Here is a 13,980-nt window from a genome sequence, read left to right on the forward strand (position 1 = left end):
AGGTGGCCCGAGATTAGGCCCGGCGGACCGCCGAAATCAATACTGGAAGAAGTTATTTATTTGCCGTAGGTTGCACGGGTGTTTCCGAACCATGCGCAACCTCTGGTCACCGCGCCGGCCGAGACGTCGGTGCTCGCCCTGCTGCTGACCGAAGGCCCCCTCAGCCGGGTCGAGTTGGCCCGCCGCACCGGCCTGTCGTCCACCGCGGTCACCAAGGCCGCGCGGCCGCTCATCGACGACGGCTACCTGCACGAGCTCCCCCCGGAACGCACCGCCCCGGGCGCCGGACGGCCCGTCAACCCGCTGGCCGTCACCGTGGACCGGGAGTTCTTCGTCGGGGTCAAGATCAGCGCCGAGGCCCTCTTCGGCACGGTCTGCGACCTGCGGGCCGGCATGCGGGCCACGGCAGACCTCCGGCTGGGCGAGGACCGCGGCCCGGAGGCCGTGTGCGCCCTGGTCGGCGAACTCGTCGAGCGCCTGCTCGACGCGGACCCGACGTTCCGGGGGCGCACCCGCCACCTCGGCATCGCGGTCTCCGGCGACGTCGACCGCGCCGCCGGCCGGGTCCGCTACTCCGTCCTCCCCGGCTGGCGCGACGTTCCGCTCGCCGGGGCGGTGGCGAGGTCGACCGGCCTGAGCGTCACCGTGGAGAACGACGTCAAGGCGCTCACCGCCGCCGAGCACTGGTTCGGCGAGGGCATCGGCACCGAGTACTTCGCGCTGGTCACCATCGGCGCGGGGATCGGCTCCGGTCTGGTCGTCAACGGTCAGCTGATCGCCGGGGCGTACGGGGTGGCCGGCGAGATGGGACACATCTCCATCGACCCGGCCGGTCCGGTCTGCCACTGCGGCCAGACCGGTTGCGTGGAGGCGATCGCCTCCAGCGACGCCATCCTGGCCGCGGTCCGCACCGCCACCGGTGACACGGACCTCGACTTCGACGGTGCCGTTCAGCTCGCCCGCGGCGGTGACCCCGCCGCCCGCGACGCCTTCGCACGGGCCGGCCGGGCGATCGGTACCGGCATCGCCACCCTGGTCAACCTGCTCGGCCCCGAACGGGTCGTCGTGACCGGGGAGGGCCTCGACACCTACGACCTCTTCGGAGTGCACATCAGGGAGGCCTACGCCGCGCACTGCTTCAAGGCCGCGGCGAAGTCCCCGCTGACCCTGCGCCCGCTCCCCTGGGAGGAGTGGGCCAGAGGAGCCGCCGTCCTGGGCATCCAGGCGCTGTTCCCGTAACACCCGGCACCACCCGGCCCCGCGCCCGCGGGAGCAGGCCCGTCCACCGTCCCGTCGCAGCGGAATCCCGGCCGGTGCCCGTCGAATGCCTGGCAGCAACCGACGGCGGACACCGACCGGAACGGACACACCCACACCCACCCTCGAGGATGCGATATGAGCGCACACAGATCGCAGCTTAGCCGACGCGGATTCCTCAGCGGCTCGCTGCTCTTCGTCGCCGGCGCCGCGGTCGGCTGCAGCACCGACCCGACCGGCGGCGGCTCCTCCGGCGCCAGGACCACGTTGAACGTCTGGTACCACGCCTACGGCGAGGCCGGGACCCAGCAGGCCGTCACCCGGTACGCCGAGACCTTCACCAAGGCCCACCCCGACATCGCGGTCAAGGTCACCTGGGTCCCCGGCGACTACACCAGCAAGCTCAACGCGACCCTCCTCACCGACGGCGCGCCCGACGTCTTCGAGATCGGCGACTTCAACGCGGGCATGGCCCGGCGCGGCCAGACGGCCCCGCTCGACGACCTGTACGGCGCCGCCAAGGCCGACTTCAACCCGGGCGACCTCGCCTACCTGACCGTCGACGGCAAGATCCACGGCGTCAAGATGATCGACGACGTCGTGATGCTGTACTACCGCAGGAGCGTCCTCGCCAAGGCGGGCATCAAGCCTCCCACCACCTTCGACGAGCTGGCCGCCGCGGCCAAGGCGCTCACCACCAAGAACGGCAAGGGGCTGTTCGTCGGCAACGACGGCATCGGTGAGACCCCGTCCATGGCGGTGCTCTCGAACGGCGGCGACCTGGTCGCCGGCGGCAAGGTGGCCTACGCCTCCCCGCAGGCCGTCGAGGCGGTCACCGGCCTCAAGCGGCTGCACGACGACCAGTCCCTGCTGCTCGGCTTCACCACCGACTGGTGGGATCCGTCCGCCTTCACCCAGGACGTCGTCCCGCTCCAGTGGTGCGGCCTCTGGGCGATGCCCGCGATCAGGACCGCGCTCGGCGACGACTTCGGCGTCCTGCCCTGGCCGGCCTTCAAGCCGGGCGGCAGCCCGGTGCTGCGGGTCGGCGGCTGGACCGGCTGCGTCAACGCCAAGGGCAAGCACGTGGACGCGGCCAAGAGGTTCGTCCAGTGGCTCTGGGTCGAACAGACCGACCTCCAGAAGGACTTCGCGGAGAGCTACGGCTTCCACATCCCGCCGCGCACCTCGGTCGCCGCCTCCGCGGCCAAGCTCGCCCAGGGCACCGCCAAGGAGACCGTCGAGCTCGCCGCCAAGTACGGCAGGAACAACCCGAACACCTGGGACACCGCGGTCGCCACCCCGTTCAACGCGGCCGCCGCCAAGATAGCCGCCGGGCAGGGCGACCCCGCCCAGCTGCTCACCGATGCGGCCAAGCAGGCCCAGACCGCCGTGGACAAGCAGCTCGGCGGATGAGCGCCACCTCGGACACCATCCGGCGCTCCCGGCGCGCCGGGCGCCCCGCGGTCGTACCGCGGGGCCCCGCCCGGCCCCGCCGCCCCGGGCGTGCCGACCGGCGCGCCTGGGGAGCGTTCGCCCTGCTCGTCGGCCCGATGCTGATCGGCCTCGGGATCTTCAAGTACGTGGCAATCGGCTGGAGCTTCCTGCTCAGCCTCAGCGACGCCCACGGCACCATCGCCCTCGGCCACTGGGTCGGCCTGGACAACTACCGGCAGCTGCTCGCCGACCCGGCCTTCCGCTCCTCGTTGGTCCAGATCGTGCTGTTCACCCTCGCGATCGTGCCGGTCACCTTCGCCGTGTCGCTCGGCCTCGCGCTGCTCGTGCACCGCGTCCGGCGCGGCCGGGCGGTGGTGCGCACCGCCTTCCTGATCCCGACCGCCGTGTCCTACGTCGCGGCCTCGCTGCTGTGGAAGATGTGCCTGTTCAACGGCCTGCCGGCCGGCGTCGCCAACACGGTCGGCGGCTGGTTCGGGACGGCCGCCGTCCCCTGGCTGCAGACCACCGACCCCCCGCTGTACTGGATCGTCCTGGTCAGCCTCCGGCTCTGGCTCCAGGTCGGCTTCTACATGGTGCTCCTGCTGGCAGGTCTGCAGGCCATCCCCAGGGACGTGTACGAGGCCGCGGCCCTCGACGGCGCCACCGGCTGGCGGCTGCTGCGGCGGATCACCCTGCCATTGCTGCGCAACACGTCCGTCGCGGTGCTGATGCTCCAGTTCATCGCCGCCTTCCAGGCCTTCGACGAGTTCTACAACCTGTTCAACAGCGGCCTGTCCGGCACCGGCACCGCGCCCGTGCAGACCCCCCTGGTCTACCTGTACAACACCGCGATGGGCGCCCAGAACTACGGCCTCGGATCGGCGGGCGCCTTCGTCCTCACCGCGCTGATCGTGGGCGTGACCCTGGTCCAGGGCCGGATGACCGGCTTCGGCAAGGGAGGGGAGTGAACCGGCCATGACGACCAACCCGTTGAAGCGCCTGCGCCCCGGCGCACGCGGACTGCTGGTGGGCCTGCTGACGGCGGTCTTCCTGGCGCCGTTCTACCTGATGCTGCGCAACGCGCTGATGGACTCCAGGAGCCTGACCTCACCCGAGTGGACGTGGTGGCCCTCGCCCATGCACTGGGAGAACTTCACCGCGCTCTTCGACGACCCGGCCCTGCACCTGGGCCGGGCCCTGGGGAACTCGCTGCTGATCGCCGGGATCACCGCCCCCGTCTCGACGCTCCTGGCCTCCGCCGCCGGGTACGCCCTCGCGCGGATCCCGGTGCCCGGACGCGGTGTGCTGCTGGCCCTGGTGGTGGCCACGCTGATGATCCCCGGCTCGGTCACCTTCGTGCCCACGTTCGTGGTGGTCGGCTCGATGGGCGGGGTCAACACGCTGTGGGGCATCGTCGCACCAGGCCTGTTCAACCCCTTCGCCGTCCTGCTGTTCCGGAACTTCTACCTGCAGTTCCCGTCCGAGATCGAGGAGGCCGGACGGCTGGACGGCCTGGGCTGGCTGGGGCTCTACCGCCGGATCGCCCTGCCCAGTTCGGGCGCCATGCTCGCCTCGCTCGGGGCGCTCGCCTTCATCGACAGCTGGAACGCCTTCCTGTGGCCGCTGGTCATCGGGCAGGATCCGTCGGCCTGGACCGCCCAGATCGCGCTGTCCACCTTCCTCACCTCGCAGACCATCAACCTGCCCGGCCTGTTCGCCGGCGCGGTCGTGACCGTCGCCCCGCTGGTGGCGATGTTCCTCATCGCCCAGCGGTACATCGTCGAAGGCATCGCCACCAGCGGCCTCAAGGGCTGACCCCTCCCAAGCGCCACCGGTCACCCCGTCACACCGGCACCCCGTCACCTCGGCCCCGCGGCTCTGCGGCCCCGGGGCCCGGGGCTCTGCACCACGCTCCTCTCCCTCGTCCACCCCACCCGGAGAGAACCGTCATGAGAACCGTACGATCCGCCACGCGCGGAATCCCCGCGCTGCTCGCCGCCGCCGCCCTGCTGGGCGTGGCCGTCCCCGGCCCGGCCGCCGCGGCCCCCGCCACCGCCGCCACGTCCGCCCCGGTCGCCCTGACGGGCGCGCAGCTGTCCGCCTCCTGGACCGGTCCGCTGTCCACCCGGGGCCGCTACGTCGTCGACGCGCACGGCGACCGCTTCAAGCTCAAGTCCGGCAACTGGGCCGGCGCCCAGGGCACGTACCAGGGGAGCGGCGACGTCGGCGACGTGAACAACCACCAGGCCCACCAGAAGTCGAACAACATCCCGCTGGGGCTGGACCGGACCCCGATCGCGCAGATCATGGCCGACTTCCACGCGCTCGGGATCAACAGCGTCCGGCTCCCGTTCGCCAACGCGATGATCCACGACCCGGCCGCGGTGCCGGACTCGGCGGTCGCCGCCAACCCGGAGCTGAAGGGCAGGACCCCACTGGAGGGGTTCGACGCCGTCGTGGCGGCGCTGACCGCCGACGGCTTCGCGGTGATCCTCAACAACCACACCACCACGTACCGCTTCTGTTGCGGCCTGGACGGCAACGAGCGCTGGAACAGCGGCCAGTCGACACAACAGTGGGTCGACGACTGGGTGTTCATGGCCAAGCGCTACCGGGACGACAAGCGGGTGGTCGGCGCCGACCTGCGCAACGAGGTCCGCCGTGACACCTGGAACGATCCGAACTGGGGCTGGGGCGACGACCACGACACGTACACCGCCTACGAGCAGGCCGGAAACGCGATCCTGCAGGCCGATCCGGACCTGCTGATCGTCATGGAGGGCATCAACTGGCAGGGCATCCCGGCCTCCCTCTTCTCGTACGAGCGGCCGAACCTCAAGCGGGTCGCCACCCTCTCGCACACCCTGATCGACTCGAACAAGCTGGTGTACTCCGTGCACTTCTACGGCTACACCGGCCCGTCCAACACCGGTGCGGGCAGTGGCTGGGGAGCGACCGACGACCCGCGCTACGAGGACTTCACCCCCGAGAAGCTCGCCGAGGTCGTGAAGGAGGAGGGGACCTTCGTGACCGAGGAGGGCAAGCACTACACCGCCCCGGTGTGGGTCAGCGAGTTCGGCGCGGCCGGGCGCGACTCCACCGACGCCAAGGAGCAGGCCTGGTTCAGGAACTTCACCGACATCCTGGTCAAGACCGACACCGACTTCGCCGTCTGGCCGCTGGTCGGCTGGACCGACGCCGCGGGCAGGCCGCAGGACAACTGGGCGATGCTCACCTACGACGCCGCCGGGAGGCGGCTCGGCATCGAGGACGGCGGCGACTGGCGCGCCACCGACTGGAACAAGCTCGTGACCGCCCCCGGCCGGAGCGGAGCGGTCGCCCCGGTCGACCACTGGAACATCGTCGACATCGACCACGGCGACTGGAACCTCTCCCGCACCATGCTCGCCAGGGCCGACTGGAGCCCGGGCGACCACAAGGGCAACTGTCCCGACACCGAGCGCCTGGTCGGCCTCAGTCGCAGCTACGGCCGCGGGCTCTGCACCGACGTCGCCGAACCGCGCAAGGCGGCGGGCGCCTGGGAGAAGGTCGACGGCGAGAAGTACGTCCGGCAGGGCGACTGGGCGTCCGGCTACAACAAGGTGCAGTGCCCGGTGAACAGCTTCGCGGTCGGCTACAGCATGAACGGCCCCGCCATGGTCTCGTTGCTGTGCGCGCCCTCCGCCACCCCGCTGCCGACCAACGGCCGCACGCTCTGGTTCGACCGCGGCAACAACCCCGACACCGCCTGGTCGGTGCACGGGAACTGGGCCGAGGACGACTACAAGGGCATGTGCGCCGACAACGAGTACGTCGCCGGCGTGGCCATGACCTGGGCGTGGGCCCAGCGCGGCCGGCCCGACGCCCTGCTCTGCCGCCCCCTCACCTGATCCACCCCCACCGATCGGCTAGGAGTACCCCGGTATGCCACGACTGGAGATCGCCGACGACGGCTTCCGCCTCGACGGCCGACCCCTGCGCATCATCTCAGGCGGACTGCACTACTTCCGCGTCCACCCGGAGCAATGGGCCGACCGGCTCCGCAAGGCGCGGCTGCTGGGACTCAACACGGTCGAGACCTACGTCCCCTGGAACCTCCACGCCCCCCGACCCGGTGAACTCCGGCTGGACGGAGGTCTCGACCTGCCCCGCTTCCTCGGCCTGGCCGCCGCCGAGGGCCTGCACGTGCTGCTCCGGCCCGGCCCCTACATCTGCGCCGAGTGGGAGGGCGGCGGCCTGCCGTCCTGGCTGCTCGCCGAGGAGGGCATCCGGCTGCGCAGTCGCGACCCCCTCTTCCTCGGCGCCGTCGACGACTACCTCGCCGACCTCCTCCCCCCGCTGAAGCCGTACCTGTCCACCCACGGCGGCCCGGTCGTCGCCGTCCAGCTGGAGAACGAGTACGGCGCGTACGGCGAGGACACCGGCTACCTGGCCGACCTCGCGGAGCTGCTGCGCGCGCACGGCGTCGACGTCCCGCTCTTCACCTGCGACCAGCCCGCCGACCTGGACCGCGGCGGCCTGGACGGGGTGCTGCGCACCGCGAACTTCGGCAGCCGGGTCGAGGCCGGCCTCGCCGAGCTGCGGCGGCACCAGCCGACCGGCCCGCTGATGTGCTCGGAGTTCTGGATCGGCTGGTTCGACCGCTGGGGCGGCACCCACACCACCCGCGACCCGGCCGACGCCGCCGCCGACCTGGACCGCCTGCTCGCCGCCGGAGCCTCCGTCAACATCTACATGTTCCACGGCGGCACCAACTTCGGCTTCACCAACGGCGCCAACGACAAGGGCAGGTACCGGCCGACCGTCACCTCCTACGACTACGACTCGCTCCTCGACGAGGCCGGCGACCCCACCCCCAAGTACGAGGCGTTCCGCGAGGTCATCGCGAAGTACGCGCCCGTGCCCGCCGAGCCGGTGCCCGCCCCGGGCCGGAAGCTCGCCCCCGTGACCGTCGAACTCGACTCCGGTGCCGGCCTGTTGGACCAGACGCAGCGGCTCGGCCGGGCGGTCACCGCCGACCGTCCGCTGAGCATGGAACAGCTCGGCCAGGCGTTCGGCTTCGTGCTGTACGAGGCGACCCTGCCGGAGGCCGGTCCCGCCGTGCTGCGGATCGACGAGGTCCACGACCGCGCCCAGGTGTTCGTCGACGGGCAGCCCGTCGGCGTCCTGGAGCGGGAGGACCACGAGCACGCCCTCGGCTTCGCCGTCCCGCGGCGGGGCACACGCCTGTCCGTCCTGGTGGAGAACCAGGGCCGGGTCAACTACGGGACCGGCATCCACGACCGCAAGGGCCTGCTCGGCCGGGTCACCGTCAACGGCGAGGAGCCGGCCGGCTGGTCCAGCCGCCCGCTGCCTCTGGAGACCCTCGAAGGCCTCGCCTTCACCCCCGTCGCACCGGTGGTCGGCCCGGCCTTCCACCGGGGCCACCTGCACCTGGACGAGCCGGCCGACTGCTACCTCGCCCTGCCCGGGTGGACCAAGGGCCAGGCCTGGGTCAACGGCTTCCCGCTGGGCCGCTACTGGTCCCGCGGCCCGCAGACCACCCTGTACGTCCCCGCGCCGGTGCTCCGTGCTGGTGACAACGAGATCACCGTGCTGGAGCTCCACGCCTCCGCCGCGTCCACCGTCGAGCTGCTGGACCGGCCCGACCTGGGCCCGACCCAGGACTGAGACTCACCCGGGTGGCGGGGGCGGGCACGGTCGGCTGGCCGGCTCGCCCCGTCCGGCCGGCCTCCTCCTCGCCCGACCCGCCGACCTCGCAATTGGTCCAGACCTATTGACGGAGTCTGCCACCCCTCCTACGATCCGGACCGGCACAGCCCCACATGTCCCCACCTCACCCGGAGCCGGGCGTCACGCCCCCACGCGCTGGTCATGCCCATGGCGCTCGGCGGGAAGGGAGCACAGCATGTTCCGTCGGAGGTCGCGTACTCCACGCCTGTCGGGCGTTCTCCGCCCCGCTCCGGATCCCGGTCGCCCGCAGGGCGATCAGGCCGGGAACGAGCCGCTCCGGAGTCCTCGCCTGGGGGCGCGCGTGGCGCGTGCACCGCAGGTGAACCGGGTCGGCCCCGCCGAGCGCGGACCGACCGTCCTGCGGCGCTCCCTCGCCGCGGTGAGCGCCGCCGCCGTCGTCGCCGGCGGCATCGCCGTGGCCGGTTCCGTCACAGCCGGGGCTGCCACGCCCAACCTGGTGACCAACGCCGGATTCGAGGACGGACTCTCCGGCTGGACCTGCTCCGGCGGCTCCGGCGTGGCCGTCGGCAGCCCGGTCCACGCCGGAGCCGCCGCACTCCGGGCGACGCCGACCGGCCAGGACGACGCCGAGTGCAGCCAGACCGTCGCCGTGCAGCCGAACTCCCAGTACACGCTGAGCGCCTACGTCCAGGGCAGCTATGTCTACCTGGGCGCCTCCGGAGCCGGCGTCACCGGCGCCCCTTCCACCTGGACGCCGAACAGCCCGTCCTACGGCCCGCTCAGCGTCGGCTTCACCACCGGGCCGAACACCACGTCGGTGACCGTCTACCTGCACGGCTGGTACGGGCAGCCCGCGTACTACGCGGACGACGTCGCGCTCACCGGTCCCGGCGGCAGCAGCCCCACACCGACCACCACCGCTCCTCCGACCACCACCGCTCCTCCGACCACCACTGCTCCTCCGACCACCACGCCGCCGGGCGACACCTGCCCCACGAAGCCCAAGCCGTCGGGCAAGGTGCTGCAGGGCTACTGGGAGAACTGGGACGGCGCCGCGAACGGCGTCCACCCGGGCATGGGCTGGGTCCCCATCACGGACAGCCGGATCGCCGCGCACGGCTACAACGTCATCAACGCCGCCTTCCCGGTGATCCTCTCGGACGGCACCGTGCTGTGGCAGGACGGCATGGACGCCGGCGTCAAGGTCTCGACCCCCGCCGAGATGTGCCGGGCCAAGGCGGCCGGGTCGACGATCCTGATGTCGATCGGCGGTGCCGCCGCAGGCATCGACCTGAGCTCCGCCACCGTCGCCGACCGGTTCGTGGCGACCGTCGTGCCGATCCTCAAGAGGTACAACTTCGACGGGGTCGACATCGACATCGAGACCGGCCTGTCCGGGAGCGGCGACATCAACACCCTCTCCGCCTCCCAGGCCAACCTGGTGCGCATCATCGACGGCGTGCTCGCCCGGATGCCCGCGGGCTTCGGCCTGACGATGGCGCCCGAGACCGCGTACGTCACCGGTGGGAGCGTCACCTACGGGTCGATCTGGGGCGCCTACCTGCCGATCATCAAGAAGTACGTCGACAACGGGCGACTGTGGTGGCTGAACATGCAGTACTACAACGGCAGCATGTACGGCTGCTCCGGCGACTCCTACCAGGCCGGGACCGTCCAGGGCTTCACCGCGCAGACCACCTGCCTCGACAGCGGCCTGACCGTCCAGGGCACCACCGTCAAGGTGCCGTTCGACAAGCAGGTGCCCGGTCTGCCGGCCCAGCCCGGTGCGGGTGGCGGCTACCTGGCGCCGGGCCTGGTCGCCCAGTCGTGGAACGCCTTCGGTGGTGCGCTGAAGGGGCTGATGACGTGGTCGGCCAACTGGGACGGCTCGAAGGGCTGGACCTTCGGCGACAACGTGAAGTCGCTCCAGGGTCGCTGACGCCCCGCTGAGTCCCGCACGGCCGGCCGCCCCCCCCTGCGGTGGCGGGTTGCGGAGACCGTAGGCTGCCTGCTTCCGGCGATCGCCGGAAGCAGGCGGTGGGCACCAGGACGGGGGACGGCATGGGGTACCGGATCGAGCGGATCGGGACCGAGGACTGGGAGCACCTCCGGCGGGTGCGGCTGGCGCAGTTGCTGGACACGCCGATGGCGTTCGCGGAGACCCACGCGACCGCGCTCGCGTTCGGCGAGGACGAGTGGCGTTCGCGGACGGCGCGGGTCAACGAGCCGGGCTGCATCGGCCTGGTGGCCGTGGACGAGGCCGGCGAGTGGGTCGGCACGATGATCTCGTTCGCCTCCGGGCCGGGAAGCGCCGTGCTGGTCGGCGTCTGGGTGGATCCCGGGCACCGGGGCCGCGAACGCGGGGTTGCGGACCGCCTGCTGGACGGCATCGTCGCGTGGGCGCGGACCGCGGCCGGGGCGCGCCGGCTGGTGCTGACCGTGCACGAGGACAACCCGCGGGCGACGGCCTTCTACGAGCGGCGCGGCTTCGCGTTCACCGGTGCGTCCGAGCCCTACGTGCTGGACCCGGACAGCCGGCTGGCCGAGATGGTCCTGCCGCTCGACTGACGCAGTGGCGGCGGCGTGGGCGCGCACCGGTCCGCAGGGTCGTGCCCGCTCCGCCCCGACGGCTCCCGGTGACCGGCCGGTAGGCGCCCTGTCAGCCGCGCCCCGGGCCGGCCGGGCAGCCCGGCCCCGGCTCGGCGCGTCCGCCCGACCGGCCCCGGAAGGGAGCCCCGGCCTCCGGGGGCGTCAGGCCGGGACGAGTGCGTCCCACTGCTCCCGCGTCGGGCCGTCGTGCGTCGGCGCGAAGTCCGGGCGGGCGGCCAGCCAGGCGGTGACGTGCCGGTCCACCTCCTCGGTGCCGTAGGCCTCGTCGGCCGGTTGCAGGAGGTGGCGCACCCGGGCGCGCGCCCTCATCACGACGGGATCGTCGAAGGCGCAGGCGGCCAGGGCGGCGGCCCGCCGGTCCGGCGGCGGAGCGCTCTCGGCGAGGCGCTGCTCGTTGACGCGGTCGGCCGCCACCTGCTCGTCGAACCACGGGCGGAGGGTCCGCGCGGCCCAGTCGTGGTACCAGGCCGGGTCCACGGCGATCCGGTCGACGTGGGTGGCGAGGTACTGGGCGGCACGGAGGCCGAGGGCCACGCCGTGGCCCAGGGTGGGGTTGGTGTGGACGAGGCTATCCCCGGCGTTGACCAGCCCGGTGACGACGGGTCCGTCGGCGTCGGCGAGGGAGGTCCAGCGGTTGTCCAGCCCGGCCATCGCCAGGACGGCCGACCGGGGTTCGGGCGCCAGGTCGAGCCAGGCGGCGCAGGCGGGGAAGCGGCGGGCGGCGGCCTCGAACACGGCGGGGTCGGTGAGCGCTCCGCGGGTCGGATCGGTCGTGGAAAGCACGATGTTCACCGCGAACGTGTCGTTGTCGGACGGGAAGACGCCGGCGAGCGCGAACGGTGCGGCGGAACCGGTCCTCACCTGCCCCGGGTCGCGCGGGCCCTCGGCGCGCAGGCGGTACCAGCGGCACAGGTAGGCGATCCCGGCGCGGTGGCTGTCGACCACGGGGCGGCGGCAGCCGGCCGCGACCAGCCAGGCGGGAACCGGGGAGCGGCGACCGGACGCGTCGACGACGAGGTCCGCCCGGTGCGTCTGCCCGTCCGCCTGCACGCCGGTGACCCGGACGGGCCGGCCCTCGCCGAAGGTGAGGGCGCGCACCCGGCAGCCGAGCCGCACGTCGACGGCGGGCTCCCGCCGTACGGCCGCGGTCAGGGCGGCCTCCAGCACGATGCGGCGGGTGCGCAGGGTCACCAGCTCCTCGTCGCCGGCCCGGTGCGGCGGGTGCTCGGCGAACCAGTCGAAGTCGTGGTACTCCCGGGCTCCGCGTGCCAGCAGGTCCGCGTGGACGTCGGGGGCCTCGGCGCGCAGCACCGTGCGGACGGGGGCGAGGAACGAGTGGGGTTGCACGGCCTGCGGGACCCGGGGCCTGCTCCAGCCGAAGAAGTCCCGGTCGAGGTCCTCGCCGGCGTCCCGGGCGTCCTGTTCGAACAACGTGACCGCATGGCCACGCCGGCCGAGCATGAGCGCCGTCCCCAGCCCGCTGATACCTCCGCCGATCACTGCAACCCGCGCCACTGGCTCCCCTTCGCGTCGTGTTGCGGAGCGAGCCTACTACCCGGTGATCTTGGGCGGGGACCGGCCCCGGACCGTCACGGACGGGTCCGCACCGGGGCCGGCACCAAAATCCGGTTGACGTGCGGGCAATGATGGGAGCGTGATCTCCGAGGAGCGCGCGGTCGAGCTGGTCAACGCCCTGCTGGCGCGGAAGCTGCCGACCTGGGAATGGGCGAGGCTGATTCCGGAGCTGGTGGTCCACGCCGTCGAGGAGCGGTCGGTCGGCTGGCTCGCCTACTGGACCACGCCGGAGGCCGCCCGCGACCCCGCTCGGCGAGGCACCCTGCACGGTGGCCCCTACCTGGTCGACCGGGAGGACGGGAGCATCCACTGGGTGCCCGGCATCGACTGGCACGACGACTGGGAGGAGCGCTACCTCCGGGACGTCAAGGGCATCAGGCTGCCCGACCCGCTCGCCGCCGAGGTGCGCCGCCTCGCCGCCTCCGCCGGGACCGCCGCCGCCATGCAGCACCTGCGCAAGGCGGCCCCGCGGATCGGTCTGCAGGAGGCCAAGGCCTACGTGACGATCGTCGGGGACGGCAGCGAGCCGCCCGAGGAGCTGGCGGTTCTCACCCGCAAGCCACGTCGCTGGGGCGAACCGGACCCGATCGAGACGGTCGCCGGCCCGGTGCTGTAGCGGCCTGCGCATCGGCCCCTCACGAGGGCCCGCGGCCGGTAGCGTGCCGGTATGACAAATGATGACGCCTTGATGACGGTGGGACAGCTGGCCTCGGCGATGGCTGCGTTGGGTCTGTACGAGGGCGACAACACGCCGGCCGAGCACGCCGAGTACGCCGCACAGGCCGGCGGTGTCGACGTCTACCGGCTGCGGCTGCTCAACGCTCTGCTCGGCTCGGTGCAGAGGGAGGTGATGCTCGCCGACGGCGTCGAGATGGCCGATGAAGTCCAGCAGGTCGTGTGGGGCGATCACCTGGAGTCCGCCAAGGCCGCGGACGACACGGTTGCCCAGATGGTCTTCGCGCGCTGGCAGACCTGGCGGGCGAGCCTCCCGATCATGGGGTTCGCCGAGTTCGAGGAGACCGGGCCGCTGCCGGTCGCCGCCGCGCACGCCTCCGAGGCGCTGCAACTGCTGCTCGGCTCGTACGGCGCGCTCCTCAAGGCGTTCGAGGCCGACGACGTCCAAGCCGCCGCCGCCCAGGCCGAGGTGCTGGAGCGGGCCGGGGAGATGCTGCAGTCCGCCGTCCGGAACACCGACCGAATGCTGGAGATGCTCAGGAGCATGGGCCGGTAGCCGTCCCGACCGGGCGCCCGGGAGGGCCGCTCGGCGGCCGGCAGAAAACAAGCAGGCATGATTGCTTTTTCTTCCCGGCGGTGCCACGCTGCTGCGCGACGGCGAAGGGTGGCGGGTGGTGGGCCACCGGTGGGGAGGTGGGCTGTGCGGTCGGAGGCGGTGCTGCGGGTCGGGAACGC

The 13,980-nt window shown here is 72.4% G+C and carries 11 protein-coding genes and 1 pseudogene; 11 read left to right on the top strand and 1 reads right to left on the bottom strand.

Going from position 1 to position 13,980, the window contains the following annotated elements; genetic code table 11:
• Positions 1–78: 78 nt before the first annotated feature.
• From MCM47_RS30285 to MCM47_RS30325, 9 genes and pseudogenes are all read left to right on the top strand, one after another.
• Positions 79–1,239, top strand: coding sequence for an ROK family transcriptional regulator (locus MCM47_RS30285; RefSeq protein WP_238864920.1), 1,161 nt, complete (start codon positions 79–81; stop codon positions 1,237–1,239).
• Between the two features lie 156 nt (positions 1,240–1,395).
• Complete coding sequence (locus MCM47_RS30290; protein WP_238864923.1) at positions 1,396–2,670, top strand: ABC transporter substrate-binding protein; 1,275 nt, start codon at positions 1,396–1,398, stop codon at positions 2,668–2,670.
• Entirely contained in the window at positions 2,667–3,659 is a 993-nt protein-coding gene (locus MCM47_RS30295; RefSeq protein WP_238864925.1) for a carbohydrate ABC transporter permease, read from the top strand. Before MCM47_RS30290 ends, MCM47_RS30295 begins: the two co-directional genes overlap by 4 nt.
• A 7-nt stretch (positions 3,660–3,666) precedes the next feature.
• Entirely contained in the window at positions 3,667–4,506 is an 840-nt protein-coding gene (locus tag MCM47_RS30300; RefSeq protein ID WP_238864927.1) for a carbohydrate ABC transporter permease, read from the top strand.
• A gap of 134 nt (positions 4,507–4,640) precedes the next feature.
• Entirely contained in the window at positions 4,641–6,581 is a 1,941-nt protein-coding gene (locus tag MCM47_RS30305) for a glycoside hydrolase family 5 protein (protein WP_238864929.1), read from the top strand.
• A gap of 34 nt (positions 6,582–6,615) precedes the next feature.
• Positions 6,616–8,361, top strand: a complete 1,746-nt coding sequence (locus tag MCM47_RS30310) for a glycoside hydrolase family 35 protein (RefSeq protein WP_238864930.1) — start codon at positions 6,616–6,618, stop codon at positions 8,359–8,361.
• Positions 8,362–8,599: 238 nt separating this feature from the next.
• A pseudogene (locus tag MCM47_RS30315) lies at positions 8,600–9,214 on the top strand (carbohydrate binding domain-containing protein); the annotation flags it as partial.
• Positions 9,215–10,324 carry a chitinase gene (locus MCM47_RS30320; protein ID WP_374209236.1) on the top strand — a complete coding sequence of 370 codons (1,110 nt, stop codon included), beginning with the start codon at positions 9,215–9,217 and terminating at the stop codon, positions 10,322–10,324.
• Between the two features lie 98 nt (positions 10,325–10,422).
• Entirely contained in the window at positions 10,423–10,953 is a 531-nt protein-coding gene (locus MCM47_RS30325; protein ID WP_238864931.1) for an N-acetyltransferase, read from the top strand.
• Positions 10,954–11,136: 183 nt separating this feature from the next.
• Here MCM47_RS30325 and MCM47_RS30330 read toward each other — a convergent pair whose 3' ends face one another.
• Positions 11,137–12,510 (bottom strand): NAD(P)/FAD-dependent oxidoreductase, encoded by a 1,374-nt coding sequence (locus MCM47_RS30330; RefSeq protein WP_238864932.1) that lies wholly within the window; start codon positions 12,508–12,510, stop codon positions 11,137–11,139.
• Positions 12,511–12,649: 139 nt separating this feature from the next.
• Between MCM47_RS30330 and MCM47_RS30335 the strand changes: the two genes are divergently transcribed.
• On the top strand, positions 12,650–13,186 hold the full coding sequence (locus tag MCM47_RS30335; protein WP_238864933.1) for a YrhB domain-containing protein: 537 nt from the start codon (positions 12,650–12,652) through the stop codon (positions 13,184–13,186).
• 51 nt (positions 13,187–13,237) lie between these two features.
• Positions 13,238–13,801 carry a DUF6245 family protein gene (locus MCM47_RS30340; protein ID WP_238864935.1) on the top strand — a complete coding sequence of 188 codons (564 nt, stop codon included), beginning with the start codon at positions 13,238–13,240 and terminating at the stop codon, positions 13,799–13,801.
• The last annotated feature ends 179 nt before the right edge of the window (positions 13,802–13,980 follow it).

The organism is Kitasatospora sp. A2-31 (assembly GCF_022288725.1).
GTDB lineage: Bacteria > Actinomycetota > Actinomycetes > Streptomycetales > Streptomycetaceae > Kitasatospora.